The sequence below is a fragment of the Sulfobacillus thermotolerans genome (genome assembly GCF_039623705.1).
Classification (GTDB): domain Bacteria; phylum Bacillota; class Sulfobacillia; order Sulfobacillales; family Sulfobacillaceae; genus Sulfobacillus; species Sulfobacillus thermotolerans.
The window spans coordinates 1,536,729-1,561,709 of record NZ_CP133983.1 but is presented as its reverse complement, the minus strand read 5'-3'; the positions used below and the strand labels follow the sequence as shown (position 1 = coordinate 1,561,709).

The following is a 24,981-nucleotide window of genomic DNA, read 5'->3' as shown; positions in this document are numbered from 1 at the left end:
CAGCCCAATGGTCCAAAACGGGTATTTCGGGTAGCGTCCTCCCGTGACCAGGAATGCTAGCTCCTTTGTGGGCAAATTTCTTCCAAAGGAAGAACGCACGACCGGGAGGACGATTCAACGCCACGCCGACTGATTCGTGCTTTGAGACCGTCTGCACAAACCAGACCCTTGATCACCCTGTACCACGCTCTTCACACACCCAGCAGCACGTGGTGAGGATTTGTGCCCTTTCTGTTCCAAGCCGTTATCCAATCCTATTCAGTTTCTTATACTCGGCAGACCTCTCGACAAGTGGCCTTGTCTCGTATTTTATCATTGACGACTGCCCTTGCCACGTCGTGACCATGAATTTCCCCGCTGATGCTCTGCTATACTCGTATTAAGTAAACATTTTGAGGAGGACGATCATCGTGCGGACCGTGACCTTTGCGAGCGACGCGCGCTCCTTGGCGGCTTTAGGCCAGGGGACGTGGAAAATGGGGATAAACCCTGAACACGCAAGCCAGGAAATTGCCATCTTGCAAGAAGGATTGACTCATGGCTTGCAGGTGATTGACACCGCGGCCATGTATGCAGACGGGGGCGCTGAGCAAATTGTGGGGCAAGCCATAAGAGGTCAGCGCGAACGCGCTTTTGTGGTCAGCAAGGTCTGGCCAACGCATGCAGATCGTGATGGGGTGCGGCATTCTCTAGAGGCATCGCTTAAGCGATTAGGCACCCCCTACTTAGATTTATTTCTCTTACATTGGCCCAGTGCTCGCGTACCCCTGAAAGAGACGATGCAGGCTATGGCGAACGCTTTCCACGAAGGCCAAGTCAAAGCCGTCGGGGTCAGTAATTTCTCTGTTGCCCTTATGGAACAAGCCCAAGATGCGTTGAGAGACGTGCCTTTAATTGCCAATCAGGTCGAATACAGTTTATTTGCTAGGGAGGCAGAGACCCGTGTCATTCCTTATTGCCAAGCGCATAACATAGTCGTCATGGCGTATTCTCCAGTCAAAAATCTCCAAGAAATAGGAACAGACCATCCGGGTTATCAACTTCTACACGAATTGGCAACCCAGTATCACACCAGCCCTTATACGGTGGCGCTCGCATGGGCAATTCGGTCCCCCCACGTGATAGCGATTCCGAAAACGGCAAATCCTGAACACCTTCACAGCAATGAGAAGGCGCTGACGCTCGAATTAAGCACGGCTGACCTTGACCGACTGGACGCCGTGTTTCCAGCCAGTGGCGAGGACATTGCGGTACAGTATATCTCCTAGCTCAAGACGCTCCCTCTGGGGGCTTGGTCATGGGCAGAGCCGATTAATTAAAAGAGCACCAGGAACAGGCTGTGCCCACCCGGTCATGACCGGGTGGAAGAGGGGGCGCGAAATGCCCAGCAAATAATCTCCAACGTGGCGGGGCCAATCATGACGCCCCATCATCTGGCCGCGCCTCGTCCCACCACCGTAGAAAAAGATCCATGGAACTACGCCTGACCCGCAGTTCTTGCGACCACTGGTTCAAACGTTCCCTGCCCTCTGGCGTAATTTGATAAAAGCGCTTGGGAGCGCCCTGCCCTTCCGTCACCCAAGAGGACGTCACCGCTCCCTGGCTTTCCAACTCACGCAATAGACGATAGACGCCGCCACTGTCAATGACCCAGACCGGCGGCAACTCATCTTGCAGCCGTTTCAAAATCGCTCCGCCATGGCTCGGCTGTTGATAAATAAAGAGCAGAATAAAGGCTTCTAAATGTTTTCCGGTTTGATATCGACGTCCCGGTTCCATTGCGTTCGTCACAACAATCCCTCTCATTCTCTTAGTTCAGCTGAGCCCTTGTTCTCATCAATCAAAACGCATCTTCTTGCAAAAGGTCACGCCCGACAATCAAGGTGTGAATCTCATACGTTCCTTCATAGGTGTCAACGGTCTCCAAATTGGCCGCATGGCGCATACTGTGATACTCTGTGCTAATCCCATTGCCGCCCAAAATTTCACGCGCCTGACGCGCAATCATTAAAGCGGCGCGGGCGTTATGGCGTTTCGCTAAAGAGACATGAGCATAGCGCAAGGTATGATCGGCGTATAAGTGCCCCAGTTGACGCGCCAACAATTGCATTGTCACTAATTGTGATTCCATATCCACAATATGGGCTTGCACGAGCTGTGTCGCCGCGATGGGTTTGCCAAACGCCACACGACTCTTAGCATACAAGGCGGCCTCGGTTAATGCATCAAGGGCCGCGCCGATTGTCCCCCACACAATACCGTAGCGCGCTTGGGTTAAACAGCTTAAGGGGGCTCCTAGCCCCCGGGCGTCGGGCAATTGATACGACTGCGGAATTTTGACATGATCCAAATATAATTCCGAGGTGGCTGACATGCGCATCGATGCTTTCGTGCGAATGGGTACGGCATGAAAACCCGGGGCATCCGTTGGGACAATGAAGCCCCGAACAATCCCCGCATCATCTTTAGCCCAAATGACCGCAATGTCGGCCAAATGGCCATTGGTAATCCATCGCTTCGCCCCCGAGATTACATAGAAATCCCCGTCTTTCGCAGCGCGAGTCGTCATCGCAGCCGGATCCGATCCGGCATCGGGCTCGGTGAGGCCAAAACACCCAATCAGTTCGCCCCGTGCCATTCGCGGCAAATAGGTGCGTTTTTGCTCTTCGGTCCCATACCGGTAAATCGCGTACATCGCCAGGCCGCCTTGTACTGAGGCAAATGAACGCAGTCCTGCTTAGGGTCGGTAACAAGCTCCATCGCGACCATCGCCCCTAAACCGCGTACATCTCCTATGACGGGGTGCCGCCCTTGCATGGCTTTCAAGCGCGCTTGCAAATGCTCCCCTTGCCGTACCGCTTGGTCCAACAGGTTTTCTTCTTCGAAGATATCTAACACTGCATTGCCCGCGGCAGTGGCCAGAGGATTGCCCACATAAGTCCCGCCAATTTGGGAATCTCCCGGACCATTCATAACTTCCGGTTTGCCCATCACCCCCGATAATGGGACGCCATCGGCAATTGACTTGGCCATGGTGAGCAGATCCGGGGTAATGCCGGCGTGCTCGGTCGCAAAGAATTTACCTGTGCGGCCAAATCCCGTTTGGACTTCATCCACGATTAATAGAATCCCATATTTTTCCGTAAAAGCGCGCAACCACGGCAGAAAGCTTTTCGGCGGGACGATAAAACCCCCTTCGCCCTGCACGGGTTCAACAATCACGGCCGCCACATCCTCCGGTGCCACTTGAATGGTCAACGCCTCTTCAATGGCCGCATAACAGGAGACATCGCACACATGATGGGGGTCACCATGACGGTTGGGACAGCGGTAGGGATACGGAAAGGGCACACGGTAGACTTCAGGAGCAAAGGGCCCCATGCCGGCCTTATATGGATGAACTTTGCTGGTTAACGTCATCGCCATCAATGTGCGTCCATGAAACGCCCGTTCGAAGGCGATTATGCCCTTACGGCGTGTATACGCCCGGGCGATTTTGACCGCGTTTTCCACCGCTTCAGCGCCGGAATTAAAGAAGACGGTCGTCGCCGGATGGCCTCCGGGAAAATGGGCATTAAGACGTTCGGCAAGACGGACATAGCTTTCATAAGGCACGACCGTAAAGTCTGTATGTAAAAATCGGTCCACTTGCTCATGCAGCGCTTTTCGCACTTTGTCATGGGTATGGCCCACATTGAGAACCCCCACCCCCCCTGTGAGGTCAATGAAGGTATTGCCATCAATATCGGTTAACAAGCTACCATGGGCGTGATCCACCACGAGTGGGGCATAAACGGATGTCGCCCTTGGGGTCGCTTGCGGAATGCGGTCTAGTACGGCCGCTGATTTGGGACCAGGAACGGTTGTTTTCAAGGCGATATATTTGGTTGTCGCTGCCATAAACGTCCTCCTCTAGTGCGTTGGTCCTCAGTCATCAATCTGAGCCCGTTGCAACTTTCCACTAAAATCGACATAGACGGCTTTCCACTCGCTAAAAAAGTCCAAAGCCGCAGTTCCGGCTTCCCGGTGCCCATTACCGGTCCCCCGTGTTCCTCCAAAGGGCAGATGAATCTCCGCGCCCGTTGTACCGGCATTGATATACACTATGCCGGTCGCAAGGTCTCTGATTGCCTGAAACGTCCGATTGACATTCTGCGTAAATATTGACGAACTCAGGCCATAGGTGACTTGATTGTTCGCGGCAATCGCTTCTTCTAGTGAACGGACACGAATCATAGATAACACGGGCCCAAAAATTTCCTCTTGAGCGATTCTCATGTCCATCGTGACGTCCGTAAAGAGCGTGGGCAAATAAAAATTTCCCCCTTGCAATGCGGGATCAGCCGCTATTTGCCCACCGATTTCTAGATGAGCTCCTTCATCTTGGCCAATTTTTACATAACGATGAACTTTTTCCAAGGCTTGGCGATTAATCAAAGGTCCTACATCAGTTTGTTGATCTAATCCACTTCCGAGCTTGAGCGTAGCAATCCGTTCCTTTAAACGGTCACGCAGAGCACCATAAACGGCTTCATGGACAATCAACCGTGAACACGCAGTGCATCGTTGGCCTGTGGTGCCAAATGCACTCCAGATAATGCCGTCTACAGCCAAGTCTAAGTCGGCATCGTCCATGACAATAATGGCATTTTTCCCACCCAACTCCAAAGATACCCGTTTAAGTCCCGCCCCAGCCACTTGAGCGACGTGACGCCCCGTCTCATTCGACCCCGTAAACGAAATTAACGCCACGTCGGGGTGGGTAATCAGCGTTTCGCCGACTTCCTGGCCGGAGCCAAATACCAAATTCACCACCCCATCAGGGACCCCGGCTTCTTGCAAAATTTTCACTAAATGATACGCCAAATGCGGAGTTTCCGAGGCAGGCTTGAACACGACCGTGTTCCCTGCCACGAGGGCCGGGAACATTTTCCACGTCGGAATCGCCATAGGAAAGTTCCAAGGGGTGATAATCCCCGCAACCCCAATGGGATCGCGCACGGCCATCGCGAACTTGTCGGGTAACTCTGACGGCGTGGTGTAGCCAAAGCTTCGGCGGCCTTCTCCGGCCATATAAAAGGCCATGTCGATGCCTTCTTGCACATCACCCATGGCCTCTACCTGAACTTTTCCCATTTCCCGCGTCATATCCCGAGCCAAGTCCATTTTGCGGTCCATTAAGATTTGTCCCACACGGAACAAGATCTCCCCGCGCTTAGGGGCGGGAACGAGCCGCCACGTTTTAAACGCGCGTTTGGCCGCGGCAATCGCACGTTCCGTATCCTCCCGGCTCGAACGCGGCACTTCAAGCAATACCTCGCCGGTTGCCGGATCATAGTCTTCTTGAAAGATTCCGTTTGTTGGTGCGACCCATTGCCCATCAATGAAGTTCAGCAAGCGCATCCACTTTGCCCTCCTTAATATACGGACGAAACGTCTTGCTCCTGGGGCTCTATTCCATCGCCCCGTTTCCAGTATACTGAACTTCTATGTCCGCGGGGCGATTTTTGCCACGCCTCAGGTGTTTCCACAAAAATGGATAGGCTAAGCGGGGGTATGGGCTCATCCGCCTCTGGATTGCGTCGCGAATTAACCTTTGATATAATTTCATTTAACTTTAGTACATCTCAGAGGTGGTCGTTCTTGGTTCATCATTTGTCTTCAGATCGCGTGGAAAGTATGGCGCGCAATGGACAAGCCATTGTAGTGGATGTACGCGAAAGCAGCGAATATCGTGCCGGACACATTCCTCGTTCGCGCCACATCCCTTTGAGCCAATTGGTTCATCGCTTGAAAGAAGTCAGTAAGTCCCATACGGTCATTGTTGTTTGCCAAAGCGGAAGTCGGTCTGCGCGCGCTTGTGAACTCCTTAGTCAAGCAGGCTATACGAAAGTCTTCAATCTTTCGGGCGGCATGGCCAATTGGAAAGGCCCTGTGGAACGCTAACCCGTCATTTAGGCGCACAAGGATCAACGCATTATCCGCCGATCTTTGTGCGCTTATGTTTACGACAACGCGAGATAGTTTTCAATATCTTGCCCTGACACAGCCCCATGAGCCAAGCGGACAACACTCGCCCCTGTCGCGAAAAATTCGGTATTGTATGCCGGGACTTCAACTTGGCCGTTTTCTTCATACGGATAGAACGTACCATCAATGGTTACCCCGCTGTCGTATAGACTGCCGCGGGAAAATATGATTTCGGTTTCTTCCACCGTATAGTCAACTTTGACGCCCACCAAACCATCCACGCCGTGGTGTTGGGTGGCATCTTGGCGCATTTTCCGCAAAGCAAGGGAGCGGCTATCCATTAATTTTCGGCTCACACTGGTAAATTCTTGATTGTACCAACTTTGCCCGATGCCGTACTTAGTTGAAAAACCGACGGGCATGCAGTGCCAGTGATATCCTAAGGCCATTCCAACTGGCAACCATCCTTGGCGCAAGAGCTTATAGGTTTCTTCCCCTGACAGTGGACTAATCAACGGATGGCTAGGCGGCTTCACATGGGCAAAGCGCACGGCGGTCCCTAAGATAGTAAAGGAGACGATAGTGCCCTCACGGTGAAAACGATAACGCGCGTTGAGGACTGCGTGAGCTCCCACGGTGGTTGCTTCCATCGACAGACGGGTTAACGCGTCGTCCTTGGCCCGGTAATACGCCCGAACCAAGTTCGAAGCATCCATGTTGCTATCGAGAAAAATGTGTCCTTGACTGTCGGTTGATGCATGAAAATAACAAGCACCACTGACCTGTGCAACGGGCTCCAACTGCAAGTGCTCCGTCAGATAAAAGTCAGGGGCCGAATACGTACTCATCCAAGGCAGTTGCTTATGCACCGTCTTGTTCAGGCGTTCTTTTGCCTTACGGGGCAAATCACCCGCCGCCAACGCCTCTTGATCAGCCTCGACGTCCGCTAAGCTTTGGCTTTCATAGGTCACGGACGGTACAGAAGCCTCAGACGTTCTGCCTATAGGCGGTTTCGGGGGTCTACGAAATAGCGGCATAACCTGCTCCTTTCATCGATAATCGCCTAACCATTCGTATCATTCATCGGCAACACGAGACCTGGGGCTTTAATCGCGGTCTCTTGAAATTTGACAACGGCCGTACCTACCGCGAAAAATTCAATAATGTGCGAATCCCAACTGTGATTGTTCTCATCAAGATGGACGCCAACAATACCCTGCGCCTGCAAATCTGCGGCTTCAAGCTGCATGCGCTCCATGGCCCGTTCCCGTGCATCATAAAGGCCTTGCGTATACGGCAGCAGTTCGCGGTTTTGGCCCATCTGACGAATGCTCGCCAACGCTCCTTGATGGGCGACATGATACACGCACGAACCCATCACTAAGCTAACCGGCCGATACCCCGCTTGCATGAGTAAATAAAAATCTTGGCCGGATAAATCGGAGGTAAACGGCTTATTTTTTATTGTCCGGTGGCTTGTTCCATCCTTAGCGCGTACCGCCGTGCCCACCGCTACAAATTCTGCGACGTGTTGGCCCCATTCTTTGTGACTTACCTGCAAACGCACCCCAATAATCCCATCAGCCTTTAAGGCATCCGCTTCTTCTTCCATACGGCTCATCGCCAGCTCACGGGCATTGTACATGGCTTGCGACAGAACCGTCATTTCTTGGTTTTTGGTCCAGTTTGCTTGTTGATAGCCGATATGGTAGATCGACGATCCCATGACAAGCCCTAACGGGGTAAATCCTGCTTCTTCCACTAAGACAAATTCATTCACGCTTAAATCGCTCGTAAAAACAAAGTGCCCACTATCTTGTTGTAAGCGGGTTAAAGCATCTTGTGGGATATCTGGAAATTCCGGCATGAATTTCATCGACTCGCAATACGGACGTCGTCCGCATCAACGGAGTCTGCCCCCTTTCTAGTGACTGATTTCCTCCAGTATACCAAACGCCACGAGCGAATCCGTGTTGAAGCGTGTGCTATACTAAATATGCTAAGAACCCGGTCGAAAAGCCAGGCACAGGGAGTTTAGAATGTACAAATCTCTTGGCCTGATATGAGCTAGGTACGGGGCGCTTCACATTCTCACGTAAGGCGGGACAAACGATGCCAGATCCAATTGAAACCGTAGAAGGTTGGTATGCACTGCATGATTTTCGCCAGATTGACCGTACCGTGTGGGCGAAATGGTCACCAGAGGAGCAGAAAGAGAGTCTTGCAGAATTTCGTCAAATCCTCACATACTGGAACCAAGTCGAGGACACCCGCCAGGGTAGCACGGGCAGCTATCAAATTATTGGGCATAAGGCGGATCTGTTGTTTTTAAACATGCGCCCATCGATGGACGAGTTAGCCGAGATTGAGCTGGCCGTCGATCAGTCGCGCTTAGGCCAAGTTCTACGCAAGCCCTATTCCTATTTCTCGGTGGTAGAACTGAGCAAATATCTTGTCAAATCTGAGCGCGATTTGACGGAACTACCCGGTACCAAAGAGCGCCTCTACCCGATTTTACCGAAAACCCACTACGTGTGCTTTTATCCGATGAATAAGCGGCGCGAAGGACAGGATAATTGGTATTCCCTCACCAAAGAACAGCGGCGTGAGATCATGAAAGGACATGGGATTATCGGGCATAAGTATGCTGACCGGGTCACTCAGATCATCACAGGCTCACAAGGGCTTGATGACTGGGAATGGGGGGTCACGCTTTATGCTGACGACACCTTGGACTTCAAGAAACTGATCTACGAAATGCGGTTTGATGAAGCCAGCGCGCGGTTTGCAGAATTCGGCCCCTTTCTCGTTGGACGGCGCATGACCACAGCCGATTTTCTACGCTGTTTTGCATAATCTCTCTTTCGATTGAGGAGATTTATGCGTGTATTCAACGTCTTGCCGTTATTATATCCCCTGCTCTCTTTCTCCGTTAGAAGACAGTAGGGGATATTTTATAGGTTATGGTGCTCAAGGCGACAATGATTGTAGTGGAACCGCCAATTTTCTCAAAAATGGTTGAGCTTCGTATCGAGACTATGCTAGCATGTAAACATCTTTCTCAGGAGTGTGCCATCTAATGAACAAGGGACTCATTCATCGCTACCACCCGTGGTTAGGACTACCTGATCTGACCCCCGTGACGTTAGGAGAAGGCTCCACCCCCATGGTCCATTGGGCGGATTGGGGTCCGCATCATATTTGGTTAAAGTTAGAAGGTTGCAATCCCACCGGGTCATTTAAAGACCGTGGCATGACCGTGGCGGTCAGTCAAGCGAAATATGAAGGGGCCACGGCGGTTATCTGCGCCTCGACGGGAAACACCGCGGCATCAGCGGCAGCTTATGCGGGGCGCGGTGGTTTAAAAGCTTTTGTTGTGGTGCCTCATGGCCAAGTGGCACTGCAAAAAATGATTCAAGCCAGCGCCTATGGAGCCATTATCTTGGCGGTTGAAGGCAATTTCGATCAAGCCCTCAGTGCTGTCCGTCACGTTGCAGAATCTGAACAATGGATTGCCTTGGTAAATTCTGTAAATCCATGGCGGCTTCGCGGGCAAGAAACGGGAGCATACGAGATTCTTGATGACCTTGGGCATGCGCCCGCTGGGTTTGTCCTACCGGTTGGCAATGCGGGCAATATTTCCGCTTATTTTCATGGATTCCGTAGACGCGGTGAGGGATTGCCGCAAATGTTCGGGATCCAGGCGCAAGGCGCTGACCCCTTAGTGCAAGGCCATGATTTGGACAACGTATCGACTGTCGCCTCCGCCATTCGCATCGGTAAGCCGGCTAGTGCTCATCTCGCCCGAGAAGCCGTTGCGACGACACGGGGACAGTTCCGATCTGTTTCTGATGACGCCATCTTGCAGGCGCAAAAAGAATTGGCTCATGGCGGTGTGTTTGTCGAACCGGCTTCCGCTGCCGCCTATGCCGGGCTCAAAATGTTATATCAAGAAGGGCGGCTTCCCGAAGGAGATATTGTGGCCATTTTGACAGGCAATGGCTTGAAGGATTCCGCCACAGCAGGACTGTGGGCAGCCGTTGAACCCCAAGTGGTGTCCAGCAACGAATTGCTGAACGCTATTGCAGACTTAATGACGCCCTAGGAGAGTGAGACTGTGCTTGAAGTGCGCGTGCCCGCTACGAGCGCCAACCTTGGATCCGGCTTAGACAGTCTCGGTCTCGCCTTATCTTTGGAGTTAACGCTCACATATCACCCAAGTTCTTCCCTTCATATTTTCACTGAAGGCGAAGGGGCAGACGAGCTACCGACTGACGAAAGCAATTTAATCTGGTCCTGTGCTACTAAGTTGTACGAAGAGATGACGGGCGAGCCGTTACCGTCTGGCGTCGTCCGCGTGACCAATCACATTCCTGTCAGTCGAGGATTAGGATCCAGTGCGGCGGCCGTTGTGGCCGGGTTATTGCTTGGCAATGCGCTATTGCCCCATCCCCTAGGTCGTGCAGCTCTCTTGGAACGTGCTACGGCATTAGAAGGCCACCCGGATAATGTTGCCGCAGCCCTATATGGCGGCTTTGTTTTAGTTTATCGCAATCGCCATCATCAATTAGCGGTCAGCCAATATGCTCCCCCGCCGTTAATCAGTTTATTAGCGATTCCTAGCTATCCCGTGCCCACGAAAGATTCCCGCGCCATCCTTCCATCTCATGTTGCGCGCGACGACGCGATTTTCAATGCCCAACGGGTAGGGCTATGGGTTCATGCCATGGCCAGTCGCGACTGGTCCCTGCTGCGTGACGCGGCTGAGGATCGATTGCATCAACCCTACCGTACCCAGTTGGTGGCGGGGCTTGACGACCTGATTCAAACCAGTTACGCCCATGGCGCTTATTCTGCCACGTTATCAGGATCAGGCCCCACAATTTTAGCGTTGGTGCCGCCTGACAACGTCTCAGACGTAGAATCCGCATGGACGGCGTTAGCCATCCACTATGACTGGCCCCTTCAGGTGGTGCGCAGTTCTCCAGTTGCTGACGCGGCATCGGTCAAGTTTCACTCTCCATCCAATGCCGCAAGCGACGGGTAACAGGCTCCCCCGATTGCGGCACCGCATACCATGCGGCGCCGACCGTACGTTGGTAGACTTCTGGATTTTGCAGCGCCTCGACATGGCGCAACCAATCCTCGGGTTGTGTTGCCACATGAATGCCTCGTTGAATGGTCTGCGGCAATGCCATGATCCCTGTAGGACTGCAAATGACGGGTCGACCAAAGCCTATCGCTTCAAGAATTTTATTTTGTGTTCCCGTGCCTAGTTCAACGGGACTGAGGCTAATGCCGGTTTGACGGTAGATCTCTTGAAGATTGGGCACATAGCCATAGGCTATAATCCCCTCCCCCCGAATGCGTTCGCTCCCGCATCCGACCACATGCAAGCGGTATTGATGGCGAGCCAAGTGGGGCCAAACTGTGCGTAAAAAGCGCTGCAATCCTGTGCGATTGGGCAGATAGGCAAGGTTGCCCACAAAGAGTAGATCACGGGGATTTCCTGGCGGTAGCAAGATTTTCTCCCGTACGGCATTAGCGACCACTTGGGCTGTGACCCCGTGCTCCTTGAGCCATTGCGCATCTTGCCAACCACTCACCCACACATCATCAAAACGCTTGGCCCACGCGACTTCTGCGGCCTCAATTCCGTGCAAGATCCACTGCCGCAAGCGGCCAACATGGGCCTGCTCCAGACGATGGCGAAACAAACCCAAACTATCGGTCAAATCCAAAATGCGGTGGCGGCCCCCAATGAGTGAAGCAAATGGGGCTGTTCGTAACTGAAAGGCTATCACCACATCATAGGCCGTGGTGGGTGGATTTCGCGGCGCGTAATACGCACGTGCCCAGTATAGCGACCGTGTCTGCCACCACGCCTGCATCTGGTGACGCACGTCATAGGTAGGCGTTAGACGCCAGTGATCCACAGACCCCAACGCTTGGGCGCCTTGAATCAGATTATCCAATCGGAGGCGATCCCCTTGAGCCGGCCCCATCAAATCAATCGTCGAGATAATCAAGGTTTTCATGCGCGTCGTGTCTCCGCCTGTAATAAGACCGCTTCCGTATTCCTGAGTTGGTGCTCCAACGTATAGTGTTCGGCAATGACGGTCTGTGACCTTTGCGCAATCGCCGCATAATGATGGGCCACATATTGCACAGCACGAACCATTGCCGCCGCATCGCCAACTGGAAATAGCAAAGCACCATCAATCGCCGTCATCAAATCGGGCAATCCTCCCACCGGCGTAGAAACCACGGGGATTCCCCGAGCTAACGCGTCTAAAACGGTATAGGGCAATCCTTCTTTAAAAGACGGTTGCACCAACACATCAATTTCCCTAAAAAACTCTTCCGGATTGTCAATCCAGCCCCGCCACGACACCTGCGGGCATGCCTCCACGGCCTCGGTCACAAGAGCGCGTAAGGCGCCGTCCCCCGCTATCATCCAGGTCCATTGGGGATTCATGCGTGCAGCGGTTAAAAACGTCGGCAAGCCCTTCTCTGCAGAAAATCGTCCAAGAAAGCCAATTCTCAACCGGTCGGGGAGGGTGGGTTGATGCCCCGTTTGCACGGTAACTCCGTTTGGAATATACGCCACCAAGGTTTTAGGCGCTACACGCCGGACAAACGCTTCGTCATACCGGGTCATAACAATCACCGCCGCACTGTGCCGACTTCCCCACGTCTCTAAGACCCGGTAGAGCCACCGACTACGTGGTGAGCGCATCGGATCCGTAAAGACCATCCCATGCGCTGTGTAGATGACAGGCACTCCTAAGCGCATACCCGCTCTGCGCGCTAAAATGCCTGCCTTCGAGCTATGGGCATGCACGACGGCTGGTCGAAGATCCCGAATAACCCGGGTCAAATCGCGCAAGGCCACCAGATCGTGCCCCGATATCGCCCGGCGCATGGGCGGCATATAGTGCACCGTGGCGACATGTTCCACGCGTTGGCTAAGCCAGTCCCCTCCACCGTGCACAACATGCACGTCATGGCCGCGATCTGCAAGATATAACGTCAGTTCTGCCACATGACGTTGTGCACCACCGGCCTCCCCTCCCGTGATGACTTCCACTATTCGCATGGAACCCTCCTGTCTTGCTATCTCTCGTATTATACAGAATTGTGGCAGAGTCGGTGGAATCGGGAACGATACGGCCTTGTCAGAATCTATCCACGGAATAGCGGAGGATTCTGCCGTTTTAAAGCCCAGGGCACATTTCTTTTCGAAACACTTTCAGTACCTCTCACAAAATTATTTAGAAGATCTCACAAATTTGTCGGCAAAGCCTCTTGGAAGCTCGCGCACATCGTGCTATCCTAAGAATTAAGTTATTCTCATGGAAGTTTATTCGAATCAAGGCATTGCACAGCTCGATTCCGTCGTTGTTACTCACGCAACACCTGTGGTTACCTTGACGCTGATACCCTAGTTTTTCAATGCGAAGAGGTCGTCCTCAACGATATTATTCTTTCGATTATCACTTTTTAAGTATTTTATGCATAAACTTTCATTTTATTGATTATTTGCCATCCGGCGATTTTTTTAGAAAGAAGGCGGATTGATGATGGAAAACTCCCTACAGGCGCTTCGCTATATCGGCATCGAACACGATGCCTGTGCTATTTACGCAGCCATTTCGAAGAAACCTACAGGTGTCGGCACCCAAAGCGTGGCGCTGTGGAAAGTTGGTGTGGAGTCGCTCCGCCAAATGGATCACCGGGCCGGTTGGATTGATGGACGCAGTGACGGTATGGGCCTTTTAGTGGACATTCCGCGCGCGTTATGGGCACAACGATTGTCCGAACATGATATCCCTCTTTCTCCGTTTACCGAAAACTTTTGGATTTTCCAAGTCGTGACGCCGATGACGCAGCGGCGCGACAGCCTTCACACATTAGGTCATGCGCTGATAGGAACGCCGTTTCGGCGTCTTTTATCACACCTGGAGTTAACAGATAATGGGCAAGCATTGGATTCTCATGCCTTATGGCTTGATGACGCGAGTGTGAACCCCCAAGAGATTTACCGCACCCTCGAAGCTCTCGAACGAGCCTTCCCTGGGCGCATCGCTTCGTTTAGTAATACGCATATTGTCTTGAAAGTCACGCAAGGGCCCGAAGCGTTAGAACGGGTCTTAGGAGATCAAACATCTTCCGCGTTTCAGCCCCGCGTCGTCATTGGTCATAACCGGTTTTCCACAAACACTGCCACGGATTTGTCGCGCGTGCAACCCTTTTTAGGTCTAGCCCACAATGGCGAAATTGACACCATCGACCGCCTCCAGCGCGAAATGGCGGCGCATGGAATCCAGACCATTCCGGACGGGAGTGATTCGCAAAATCTTGACCGCCTTATTACCGCACTGGTTTGGCGAGATGGGTTAGGCCACGCCGAAGCCGTTCGTACGGCCATCAGCCCCTCCCCGGCTGTCATCGCAGCGTTGCCCGAAGCCGAACAGGCGCTGTGGAACAAGCTTCATAGCATTTGGGGACCCTATGCGCAAGGTCCGGCCGCTATCGTTCACCGAATGGGCAATTCGGTCGTCGCCGCGGTCGATGCCTTAGGTCTTCGGCCGTTGTGGATCTTAGAAACTGCAGATGCTTATATTCTCTCATCCGAGCCCGGTATCACTTCCCCTGACCAATGGATTGCAGAACCACAAGTAATAGGGCCGGGACAAATGGTGGCCTTTGAATGGGATGCCACCAGCGAGGTTCGGCGTATTGAGCAACACGCCGTGATGGACCGATTGGCCACGCGTATTACGGGTCCCGAACCGTTATCATGGTCGCGGTCGTCGTCTTCCGTGAGTCCTCAATATCCGGTATGGTGGTTTCGGATGAACGGTTGGCATAAAGATGACGAACAACTCGTGCATACCTTTGCTCAAGAAGGCCGTGAACCCATTGGATCCTTGGGCTTTGATGGACCGTTGGCGCCTTTTTCAGAGTCCGTGGTGAATATCAGTGACTTCTTGCAAGAGACCGTCGCGGTTGTGACCAATCCCGCATTAGATCGTGAACGGGAATCGGAACACTTTTCCTTGCGCACCTATTTAGGCAAGCGTCCCGCATGGAGCAAGCAAATCAGCCCGTCCGTCATTCCGCTGACCTTGGAGTCGCCCTGGCTCAATGACGAGGACGTGACGGCCATTACTCAACACTTTGAGGGGTTTGTTGCAACTCTACCGCTCACACTGGCTTTGGACGCGGACGAATTGCCCACGTGTCAACTTCTCGCAGCAGCCGCAGTCCAAGCGGTCCGTGATGGCGCAGAACTCCTCCTTTTTGACGACAGTGATGCGGCCAAGACGCCAGGAACCCTTGGCTTAGACCCCGCCCTGGCCATCGCCGCCGTCGACCAAGCTTTGATTGACGCAGGGTTGCGACGGAACACGGGTATTGTGGTACGCTCGGCCATGATTCGCAACCTTCACGATGGGGCTGTACTCCTAGGGCTCGGCGCCAATGCTCTAGATCCCTATTTGATGTGGAGTGTGGCGGGCCCGGAGCAGTTTATCAAAACACGCACGGTGATGGATCATGGTCTCGAAAAAGTGATATCGACCATGGGCATTCACGAATTGGCAGGCTATGGCCGTGTATTCTCGGCTATCGGCTTGCCCGATCCCGTAGCTAATGTGCTTCAGGTCCGTTCGTTTGCCGCCAGCCCCTATGACTCGTGGTTAGACCACCGCCGCCAACAACAACAAGAGCGCAACATGTGGCGGGATGCGTCCACGCGCCTCATGCCCATCCCGCGGGCCACTAACTATGTCTTTAAGGCGGTTAAAAAATTAATCGCTGGATCGATTGACATTGCGACCTATGAAGAGGAAATGCGGCACAACGAGGCGAAACACCCGATCGCGCTACGGCAAACACTATCTTTTCGGACCGAACGCGCCTTACATGCTGACACGCCCGTCTCTTTAGAAGTTGGTGAACATTCGTTACCCTTTGTGATTTCCTCTATGTCTTTCGGGTCTCAGGGGGAGACTGCTTTCCGAGCCTATGCCGAAGCGGGCAAGCGTCTCAATATGCTGTCTATGAACGGTGAAGGTGGAGAAATTCCCGATATGATTGGGCAGTACTACCATTGGCGAGGTCACCAAGTTGCTTCAGGGCGCTTTGGCATTAACACCACGTTGTTGAATGGAGCACGCTACGCGGAAATCAAAATCGGACAAGGCGCAAAACCAGGCGAAGGTGGGCATTTGCCCGGGAAAAAGGTATCCGCCAAAGTCGCCGAAGCCCGCAGTGCCATGCCCGGGGTTGATCTCATTTCACCTAGCAACAACCACGATCTCTATTCGATTGAAGATCTGAAGGAGCTAATCGATGAACTGAAAGAAGCCAATCCTGAATTGCTCGTCGTGGTCAAAGTGCCGGTGGTGCCCAACATTGGGACCATCGCAATCGGCATCGTCAAGGCCGGAGCTGATGTCATCAATTTGTCAGGCTTTGATGGAGGCACCGGCGCGGCGCGTATGCATGCACTGCGGCACGTAGGGCTTCCTGCGGATATTGGCGTGCCCTTGACCCATACCGCTTTGACTCTGGCGGGCCTTCGCGACCGGGTTGAACTGTGGGCCGACGGCGGTCTTCGGAGCGCCGCCGACGTCGTGCGCATGATATTATTAGGGGCTAATCGGGTGGGTTTTGGAACCATTAGTATGATGGCGCTAGGGTGCACGATTTGCCGAGGATGCCAGCTTGATACCTGCCATGTGGGGATTACGACGCAGATTGAATCCATAGAAGAAGCGCAAATGCGGGGACTCAAACGGTTTATTCCCCAAGAACTAGATGCTGCGGTGAACGCGCTGGTGAGCTTTTACAGTCAACTAGGCGACGGCGTCCGCATGCACCTGCGCAAATTAGGCTTTACTAGCGTACAAGACGCTGTGGGTCAGTCGGGATTGCTTCAGCAGTCCGCCTTCAATGCGGTATTAGGCTATGAAACCTTTATTGAAGAGCTGGGTGACCTTATCCAACAAGATGAATACGGGGTGCAAAATAGCCAAGCCGTAGGCCTCTCCGCAAAGGGCGCCGTCCGTCTGCGCAATAGCCGTTCCATTGGGACTAATGTCTCTGGCCAACGTATTCGCTATAAGGACATCAAAACCCCGATACTGAATCCGGTTGAGCGTGTCGCGGGTCAAGGGTTTGGGGCGTTTCTTAGCCATGGCGTGCATCTGATTGCTCACGGCGGTGCACAAGATGGCGTGGGCAAAGGCGCGTCGGGTAAAGATGCGGCATCCTTGTGGGATAGCGCGGCGATTAAAGGGTTTGGCTTTGAATATATGACCCGCGGCCGTGGTCTCGTGCTGGGAGATCCAGGACCGTGGCTTGCATCCGGAATGACGGGCGGTGTCATTTATGTCAAGCACTCCCCCGAAGACGGCTTAACGGTAGACTTCTTGCGAAGCCGGTTGGCGGAGTCAGCCAAGGTGTCCATCGTGCCGTTAAGCGCACCGGATATTACGGCCGTTCGCGACCTGCTCACGCCCGCATTGCAAGTATTGCGAACCACCAATCAAGAGGACGCTGCAGACGCTTTGCAGCGCATCTGGGATACACCCGATGCGGCATTCGTCAAAATTGTTCCGTCTTCTGAGCAAGTCGATCCTAGCTTGTCAACCGAATGAGTGAGGAAGCCCGAAGGCCGCTAAACATTTAGCGGCCTTCGGGTCGTATGGTGGCACATAAGGCATCAATCACTTCAGGATTTTCAAGACCGGTAATGTCCCCCTTCACTTCGCCGGAAAGTAGTATCTCTTTGAGAAGTCGACGCACAATCTTTCCGCTCCGCGTTTTCGGCATCGCATCGACGACAAAAACTTGAGCAGGTTTAGCAATAGCTCCGATGTTTTCGGCAATCTGTTCGGTGACACGATGCGTCCACTCATCTGCCGTGATAGTCGCTTGCCGTGTCGTAATGAAAGCCACAGGAACCTGTCCCTTGACGGCGTCGTCAACGCCAATAACGGCGGATTCGGCTACTCCGTCGAGATCTAATATGGCGCTTTCCATCTCCATGGTCGAGAGGCGGTGCGCGGCCACATTAATGACATCATCCACACGTCCTAAAATCCACAATTGCTCGTCCCGGTCTTGGACCGCGCTGTCAAATGTCGTGTACTGACCAGGAAATTGGGAAAAATACTGCGTGGTAAAGCGTTCGGGGTCATGCCAAATCGTTCGCGCTAAGGCGGGAAACGGAGCCGTTATCGTTAAAATACCTGTCCCATTGGTCGCCACAGGCTGACCTTTTGCATCCACAATCGCATAGGAATGCCCAGGCAAGGCACAGCCGCATGATCCGGGTTTTAACGGCGTCACCCCCGCCACAGAGGACACCCACGCACTGCCCGTTTCACTTTGTCCATAGGTATTGTTGATATCGACCTGACCGGCTCCGACGTGACGCTGCACCCACTGCCAGGTGGCGGGGTCTAGGGGCTCTCCGACCAACCCAATGAGCTCGAGGGGCGACAAATCATACGCCGCCGGTAGGTCTGGACCATACCGTGCCAGCATACGCAACCACGTCGGCGCGGTAAAAATCTTGGTCACCCGGTGTTCTGCCATAATTTGATAGAAGGTGGACGGGTTCGGGTAATCCATTGCCCCTTCATACACGATGGCGGTCACTCCGTGGGCCAGGCCCCCCACCAATTCAAAAATGGGGAACGTTAACCATCCGGTATCTGCCGTGCACCAGTACACATCCTCTGGCCGGATATCCAAAGAATAGCGCACATTGTGATACGTTCCCACCAAAAAGCCGACGCCTGAGTGCACGAGGCCCTTTGGCCTGGACGTGGTGCCCGACGTATAAATAATGAAGCCCGGCTCGTTCGCTTCCACGGGCACAGGATCTGCTAAAGGTGTATTGTCGTTAAACGCCTCGTGCCAATAGATATCACGCGGCGCACGCATCGTCACGTCTTGACCTGTACGCCTTATTACCACGACATGTTCAATGCTCGGCAAACGGTCAATCACCTTATCGAGTGCAGCCTTTAAAGGCACCACGCGTCCACGCCGGAAGGTGCCATCTGCGGTAACGACAACGCGTGGCTGGGTATCAATCAGCCGGTCAAACAAAGCCTCGGGGGAAAAACCAGAAAAAACAATGTTGTAAATTGCCCCAATGCGGTAGCAGGCATGAACGGCCGCGAAGGTTTCGAGCAAATTCGGTAAAAAGATCGCCACGACATCCCCTTTGCCCACGCCCATGGCCTTAAGGCTCGTGGCAAAGCGAGCCGTCTCGGAGAGTAGCTGTTGATAGGTCCATTCGCGCCGTTCCCCCGTTTCACTTCGCCAAATCAACGCGGTTTTCGCCCCATTCGCTCGGGCATGCCGGTCGATACAATTGACGGACACATTGGTCGTGCCGCCGCTAAAGAAGCGAAAGTCGGGCAAGCTGCCCTCCATATCTACCTGCCATGGCTCCATCCATTCCAGTTCATGGGCCACCTTTGCCCAATATTGGCCAAGATTCTCAATCGACTGTTGGTATAACACCCGGTACTCGTCCATGGTCTTTATGGGCATGAGACCAGATGGCTGATAATGCGGGGCAATCAGAGGGACATCACCCAGTGCAAATTCACTCATGACAACGATCACTCCCTGCCTTTTTATTCTTATAATTCTCTCATTATACACTTTCCGCACAGTTAAGAGAGGGCCAAGTCATCCTCAACCGGAGCTTTCCGCGCTGAACCCAATCCGTTGGTCTTTGATCCCACAGGGTGCTCCTCCATTCCCCACACCGCCCGTCTGTAAAGCGTTCACGAGGAAAATTAGTCGGTCATCGGTGGGGGGTTGACCGGGGTTGAAGTTGCGGGCATGTTGGCCATTGACCACGATGTGATTCTTGTCGAAGGATTTAGCCGACTACTTCCGGCCTTAGGCATTGGCTTATCCACGTATGCCTATAAACGCCTGATTGCTGCGGGTGTCACCGTCGTCATGGGCCAAAAGCTCGTACGCGTCACAGACACGCATATTGAACTAGAAAAAGACCATTATGGGTATGATATTCTTATCTGGGCAGGTGGCATTACGCCACCCGCGTGGATTCGCCAAAGCGGATTGCCGGTGGATAGTCGGGGATATCCAGTGGCAGACGGTTATGGGGAAGTACTACCCCAAGTCTTTGTCGCCGGTGATTTATGGCACGTGGTTGTGGATGGAGAAGATATCCCTGCAACCGCACAATTAGCAGCCCTAGCCGGCAACTTCGTCGGACAGACGATTGCGAGCCGTTTGACCAAAGGCCAACCCGGCCCCGAATTCCGCCCTCATTTGCGTGGTATGCTCATATCCCTTGACGAAGGTCAAGGGGTCGGGTGGGTATTACATGGTGGTATTCCGGTTCGCGGCTTTAGTGCACGAACGCTCAAGAACTATTCTTTTCAACAATATCGGCTGAAATTGTCTAAGATTTTTGACCGTCCATGGCCCTAAGGGACGGATCACTCTGGTCGGTAAGGAGACTTGATGATCATGAAATATATGGCGTTTGTACTGGGCATCCTGGGCGGTGTTACCGGCATTTTGGCGGGCCTCTTTGAGCATATTCCCGGCGTTTATACTGCCCTATTCCATAATTACAGTCGTTATGGGGTTTCCGCCTCACACCTGACGGTCGCTGTCGGTGTGCTGTGCTTAATTTCTGGTGTACTGTTTTTGGTCAAGCCATTGGCCGCCTCCTGGATTGGCCTGGTAGCGACCGTGCTGGGCGCTTTGGGATCGTTGACGTTATGGCTGATCCCGGGGAGCTTTATCTTTATGGCTACCGTCATCGGGTTTTTTGATGTCGCTCCTAAACGTGCCCATCAAGAAGCCCATTAAGCATGCGACGATAAGTGGTTTAACGCCTTGGCAAACCATTGGTTAAGGCTCTGGTATACGCTTAACTGATCGGGCGTTGCCTCAATTGCACTTTGCGCGGCATTAAGCGAAGCGGCCAAGCTTGGCCTGTGTTCTTGCAAGGCCTTGATGACTTGGACACCCAATATGCCCTCGCGGGCATACAAAGATACCCATGGCTTTATTTCCTGGAATAGTTCGGGCGGCAGCTTTTGCTGCAAGACCGCACTATTGCGCGTCCAGCGGGCAAATTCGGCATATAACGCTGTCTTCTCGAGATCCTTGCCGGCCGTCTGTGCCGTCCAAAAGGCTTTGATATTGGCCGTTAAAGGATCTAAGGGCTCGGGGTGCAGAAAACTCACAGAATTAGCTCCGGCGAAACTTTGCAGCGCCTCCGCCGCCCCAGGTCCCGCCACCATGTCTAAGGCTTGATGCCATGCCTTCAGCGGATGATATGCGGATGGGGTACGAAGGTATTGAGCACCGGTCGCGATAGCCACTTCCGACGCGTAGGGCTGTAGCATGGGATTGAATAGATAGCCCCGAACCACATTCGGCAAATTGGGACTGCGCCCCATCACAGGTCCCAACAAGATTTGAGGATGGTGCCACATGACATATGTATAGTCGTTTACCGGGTAATTATCCCAAATCATTAACGGATGGTCCACGTCTTTTTGCACCTGACGGGCTTGTTGCGCAGTAATTGTGGCGGAAAGGACATAGGGGCCTGTCCAAATCACGGGAATTCCGGGATCCAACGCTTTGGCAAGAGTTTGCCAGTACAGTGTATTCTGGGTTCCCCAATATACGGTCGGGGTGAAAAAAAACTGCATGTGGTGCCCCAGGCTTTTTTCTCTGGCCACCATGCTATCCACGAGAGAGGCTTGTGCCAGAGCAAGATTATCGTGATATTGGGTTTGATCTGCCGCATTCAACGTCGTAGGAATATCATCAAAACTCAGCATGATGGCATGAATCCCAATACCCCACAACGCATTGATTTTATTCAAGAGTTCTTGTCTATCTCGCTGGCTCGAATATTGAATCGAAAGCCCTGGACTAATCGAACAAATGAAGAGCACATGGTGAGCGCGCGCGGACATCACGAGCGTATGGAGTTTGTTGAGATGACTTTGGGGATATGGTACATTCCACTGGGCGCGCAAATACGGGACATTTTTAGGTGCATAGACAAACGTATTGAGCCCTTGCTTGTGCATGAAGGAAAAAATCTGTTCGGTTTGGCGCCACGACCAACGAGGGCCATAAAAACCCTCCACAATTCCCGCATACAACGGCCTAGGGGCAATGGCGGTGTGTGCTGAAAAATGCTGTGGTGATACGGGTAAGGTTCGCTTCAAATGCGATGCCGAAACCACATGCCACATTACACCGCCGACGACCACTAGTCCCGCTATCAAAGCCGTAGCGCGCCATTTACCGGCTTTCTTCGCCATATTTTGCCGTCAATCCCCCTATTCCACCATGGCGGTAGATAAACTTTATGAAAATAACTGTAACATATTGCGCAACAGTTATTGCCCAATGCCCTCGATTGCGAGAAAATGAGGGCGAATGCCACATCATCAGGGGATATACGCATGACACGTCACGCCTTAACCGCATGGAAAATTGGATTTATTGATGGGTTCATTTTTCTTGCTTCCAATCTTATCGCTTTTCTCATACGATTTCATCTGACTCTACCACCCTATAATCTACGGGCCTTCGCCAATTTATTGCCGTGGGAGATTATTAGTCTTTGGGTGATCTTTTATATTTATGGCCTCTACGACCGCCCCACGCACAAAACCTCACACGAAGTGGTGAGCTCAGTGACCATGGCCATCATCACCAACAGCTTCGTATCTTCGATGATTAGTCTAATGTTGGTCACCATTGGGCTCCCTCGCACCGTCTTCTTTTTGTCGGCAAGCATTCAAATGATGCTCTTCCTGATTTGGCGTTTAGCGTACCGGTCATGGTCTTTACGCCACGCTCCCGTCGTCACGGTACTAGCCGTAGGCGAAGAAGCCGAATGGTCGGCGTTGACGCGAAGAGCCGGACAATATTTGCCCCGTATTACGATGGTGTTTCAAGAACCGAAGGACACCAATACGGTGATCCCGTGGTACCGCATTGGAGCGGTGGTCCTAGGCACCGTTGATATCCCCACAAAATCCCGTTACTTTATCGAATGCATGAAACATAATATTCCCTGTTTATGGAAACCCGATACGTATGACCTCCTTGTTGCAGGCTCCGAACTCACATCCGTCGGCGAGGTCCCGATGTTTTCGCTCGCCTCCATTCGGACCCGCCACGGATCAGCGGCGTTAAAACGGCTAGCCGATGTGGTCGTCTCCGCTACCAGTCTTATTGTCCTGCTTCCCCTTTTTCTTGTCATCGCTCTCGTCACACTCCTCGATTCAGGCCGTCCTGTCCTCTATTTCCAAGAAAGGGTAACGGCGGGCGGGAAACACTTTATGCTGGTAAAATTCCGGACCATGATTCCCGATGCCGAAGCGGCAACGGGACCCATTTTATCCCAGCCCCACGATCCCCGTGTGACCCGGTGTGGCCAGTTCTTGCGGACAACCCATTTAGACGAGCTGCCCCAATTATGGAATGTCCTAAAAGGCGACATGTCCTTAGTGGGACCTCGCCCTGAACGTCCCGTTTTTGTGGACCAGCATCGTCAGGCGATTGACGTGTACGATCTCCGTCACTTGAGCACGCCGGGATTGACAGGTCTCGCCCAAGTAGCGGGGAGTTATACGTCAAGCCCTGAAGAAAAGGCGGTCTATGACCTCCATTACGCAACCAGTTGGTCCTGGTTCAAGGACTTAATCATTGTCGCCCGCACTTTGGTGCAACTGCCCTTTAAAAAGGAAAAGTAGTCTCATGTCCCATCGTCTTCCATAGACGACGGATCAATAGAGCACCAAGGTCATAATCGCGTTGATGCGTTCTTTATGGCTAACAGCATGAACTGCAGAGTTTAAAAGGCAGATACCCATGATCTCGCGATATCGCCGATTAAGAAGGAGCGCTGATACGTTGGGTTTAGACATGGCACTCGCGCTGTTAGGAATCGCCCTTCTTGTTCTCGCCCGTTGGGCGGGTGTTTACGTCTCGATATGGCGTCAACGCCATCATATCTCTCGCCCCGTTTGGGCTCTTGCCGTCCTGTCTTTCTTGAGTCTCCTAATTGTCGCTGCTTATCTATTCCGACACGGGAAATAAAGCTCATACCTTACGCCGCTCCATCAAACCTATTTAAACGCGTACATAAGGAGCGGTAAGCCGGTTCGCGTGGTCGGGTGGCATGGCAGCATTCCATGCACCCTGGCTGGTCGCGCAGCACGCTAAAATCTTTGAAAAATCGCCAGGGGGACAGGAACTATTGCTCCTGCCCTCCCCCCCATCTTGTCTCACACTCCCGAACCGTGCATGCGCGCCGTCAAGTGCGACGCGCTTGGCGCTTGCATGATTCGGTCTCCAAAGACGTAATACCATGCAAGTCCGATGAATAGCGTAAAGAAAAAATCACCAAATGAGACACCCCCCAGCATGAGGGATTCGACCACTTGTTGCGCTAAGCTCGCTAATAAGAAGGAAAATATTGCACTCTCTTGCCAATGATGCCAAGGATTTGTGAATAGCAAGCCTAAAAGAGCCCCTCCAACAATCAGCACCCACATCACTAAGCCCCACAAGCCGAGTTCTACGGCGGTTCGCAATAAGGAGTCGGAGGGCGTTAATCCCGCATAAATAGCCGGTACAAAAGGGCGCAGTGCCGCAGGGGAATTGCCCGGTCCCACCCCTAATACCCAATGGTGCGCCATGGCATGAAAGCCTGCAGTCCATAAGACTAAACGGCCATTTAATCCTTTTCTCCATAACAGTTGCCACTTGTGTAGGCCGGTTTTCGCCACTAAGCCTCCGGCTAAAAGGATAAGTCCGCCGAACAGGTACAGCGTCCCACGCCGCCCGTAATATAGCATCACAAACGCGATGATTCCCACCATACTGGCAATCCATGAAGAGCGAGAATAGCGTTAGGAGCATTCCAAAGGTATTCTTATTGGCAAATGGCCATTG

At 52.8% G+C, this 24,981-nt stretch carries 19 protein-coding genes and 1 pseudogene; 9 read left to right on the top strand and 11 right to left on the bottom strand.

Annotated features, from left to right (window positions below; translation table 11 throughout):
• Positions 1-410 precede the first annotated feature (410 nt).
• Positions 411-1,268, top strand: coding sequence for an aldo/keto reductase (locus ORD20_RS07910; RefSeq protein WP_242968656.1), 858 nt, complete (start codon positions 411-413; stop codon positions 1,266-1,268).
• Between the two features lie 148 nt (positions 1,269-1,416).
• On the opposite strand, the gene ORD20_RS07905 is transcribed toward ORD20_RS07910, so the two are convergent.
• Genes ORD20_RS07905 through ORD20_RS07890 form a run of 4 tightly spaced genes read right to left on the bottom strand, consistent with a single transcriptional unit; the run spans position 1,417 to position 5,403 of the window.
• Entirely contained in the window at positions 1,417-1,791 is a 375-nt protein-coding gene (locus tag ORD20_RS07905; protein WP_430626068.1) for a PadR family transcriptional regulator, read from the bottom strand.
• Between the two features lie 49 nt (positions 1,792-1,840).
• A complete protein-coding gene (locus ORD20_RS07900) occupies positions 1,841-2,695 on the bottom strand; it encodes an acyl-CoA dehydrogenase family protein (protein WP_430626067.1) in 855 nt (284 codons plus the stop codon).
• A complete protein-coding gene (locus tag ORD20_RS07895; protein ID WP_430626066.1) occupies positions 2,620-3,900 on the bottom strand; it encodes an aspartate aminotransferase family protein in 1,281 nt (426 codons plus the stop codon). The genes ORD20_RS07900 and ORD20_RS07895 overlap by 76 nt, the downstream gene beginning before the upstream one ends.
• Before the next feature lie 27 nt (positions 3,901-3,927).
• Complete coding sequence (locus ORD20_RS07890) at positions 3,928-5,403, bottom strand: aldehyde dehydrogenase family protein (RefSeq protein ID WP_103376854.1); 1,476 nt, start codon at positions 5,401-5,403, stop codon at positions 3,928-3,930.
• 240 nt (positions 5,404-5,643) lie between these two features.
• Between ORD20_RS07890 and ORD20_RS07885 the strand changes: the two genes are divergently transcribed.
• On the top strand, positions 5,644-5,946 hold the full coding sequence (locus tag ORD20_RS07885; RefSeq protein ID WP_103376855.1) for a rhodanese-like domain-containing protein: 303 nt from the start codon (positions 5,644-5,646) through the stop codon (positions 5,944-5,946).
• A gap of 59 nt (positions 5,947-6,005) precedes the next feature.
• On the opposite strand, the gene ORD20_RS07880 is transcribed toward ORD20_RS07885, so the two are convergent.
• Entirely contained in the window at positions 6,006-7,007 is a 1,002-nt protein-coding gene (locus ORD20_RS07880; protein ID WP_146039121.1) for a heavy metal-binding domain-containing protein, read from the bottom strand.
• A 26-nt stretch (positions 7,008-7,033) separates the two neighbouring features.
• Positions 7,034-7,837 carry a heavy metal-binding domain-containing protein gene (locus ORD20_RS07875; protein WP_103377000.1) on the bottom strand — a complete coding sequence of 268 codons (804 nt, stop codon included), beginning with the start codon at positions 7,835-7,837 and terminating at the stop codon, positions 7,034-7,036.
• A 245-nt stretch (positions 7,838-8,082) separates the two neighbouring features.
• On the opposite strand from ORD20_RS07875, the gene hemQ reads away from it, so the two are divergent.
• The 3 genes from hemQ (at position 8,083) to thrB (ending at position 11,017) form a co-directional block, all read left to right on the top strand.
• Positions 8,083-8,826, top strand: a complete 744-nt coding sequence (hemQ, locus tag ORD20_RS07870) for a hydrogen peroxide-dependent heme synthase (protein WP_103376857.1) — start codon at positions 8,083-8,085, stop codon at positions 8,824-8,826.
• 223 nt (positions 8,827-9,049) lie between these two features.
• Complete coding sequence (gene thrC, locus ORD20_RS07865; protein ID WP_103376858.1) at positions 9,050-10,075, top strand: threonine synthase; 1,026 nt, start codon at positions 9,050-9,052, stop codon at positions 10,073-10,075.
• Positions 10,076-10,087: 12 nt separating this feature from the next.
• Entirely contained in the window at positions 10,088-11,017 is a 930-nt protein-coding gene (gene thrB / locus ORD20_RS07860; protein ID WP_103376859.1) for a homoserine kinase, read from the top strand.
• Here the strand turns inward: thrB and ORD20_RS07855 are convergent.
• Both ORD20_RS07855 and ORD20_RS07850 read right to left on the bottom strand, forming a co-directional pair.
• The gene (locus tag ORD20_RS07855) at positions 10,977-12,008 is read right to left on the bottom strand and encodes a glycosyltransferase family 4 protein (protein WP_103376860.1); all 1,032 of its coding nucleotides are present in this window, start codon (positions 12,006-12,008) and stop codon (positions 10,977-10,979) included. The two genes, thrB and ORD20_RS07855, sit on opposite strands and share 41 nt — an antisense overlap.
• Complete coding sequence (locus ORD20_RS07850) at positions 12,005-13,069, bottom strand: glycosyltransferase (protein ID WP_103376861.1); 1,065 nt, start codon at positions 13,067-13,069, stop codon at positions 12,005-12,007. Before ORD20_RS07850 ends, ORD20_RS07855 begins: the two co-directional genes overlap by 4 nt.
• Positions 13,070-13,550: 481 nt before the next feature.
• Here ORD20_RS07850 and ORD20_RS07845 point away from each other — a divergent pair, with 481 nt between their 5' ends.
• Positions 13,551-17,639, top strand: coding sequence for a glutamate synthase-related protein (locus ORD20_RS07845; protein ID WP_430626665.1), 4,089 nt, complete (start codon positions 13,551-13,553; stop codon positions 17,637-17,639).
• 28 nt (positions 17,640-17,667) lie between these two features.
• Here the strand turns inward: ORD20_RS07845 and ORD20_RS07840 are convergent, their stop codons facing one another.
• Positions 17,668-19,614 (bottom strand): acetate--CoA ligase, encoded by a 1,947-nt coding sequence (locus tag ORD20_RS07840; protein ID WP_103377001.1) that lies wholly within the window; start codon positions 19,612-19,614, stop codon positions 17,668-17,670.
• Positions 19,615-19,812: 198 nt separating this feature from the next.
• On the opposite strand from ORD20_RS07840, the gene ORD20_RS07835 reads away from it, so the two are divergent.
• The gene (locus tag ORD20_RS07835) at positions 19,813-20,469 is read left to right on the top strand and encodes an NAD(P)/FAD-dependent oxidoreductase (RefSeq protein WP_430626696.1); all 657 of its coding nucleotides are present in this window, start codon (positions 19,813-19,815) and stop codon (positions 20,467-20,469) included.
• A gap of 33 nt (positions 20,470-20,502) precedes the next feature.
• Entirely contained in the window at positions 20,503-20,856 is a 354-nt protein-coding gene (locus ORD20_RS07830) for a hypothetical protein (protein WP_146039122.1), read from the top strand.
• Here ORD20_RS07830 and ORD20_RS07825 read toward each other — a convergent pair.
• A complete protein-coding gene (locus ORD20_RS07825; protein WP_103376865.1) occupies positions 20,853-22,334 on the bottom strand; it encodes a beta-N-acetylglucosaminidase domain-containing protein in 1,482 nt (493 codons plus the stop codon). The two genes, ORD20_RS07830 and ORD20_RS07825, sit on opposite strands and share 4 nt — an antisense overlap.
• Positions 22,335-22,478: 144 nt before the next feature.
• Here ORD20_RS07825 and ORD20_RS07820 point away from each other — a divergent pair, with 144 nt between their 5' ends.
• Positions 22,479-23,777, top strand: coding sequence for a sugar transferase (locus tag ORD20_RS07820; RefSeq protein WP_103376866.1), 1,299 nt, complete (start codon positions 22,479-22,481; stop codon positions 23,775-23,777).
• 534 nt (positions 23,778-24,311) lie between these two features.
• Here ORD20_RS07820 and ORD20_RS07815 read toward each other — a convergent pair.
• Positions 24,312-24,923 (bottom strand): annotated as a pseudogene (locus tag ORD20_RS07815) (O-antigen ligase family protein); the annotation flags it as partial.
• Between the last annotated feature and the right edge of the window lie 58 nt (positions 24,924-24,981).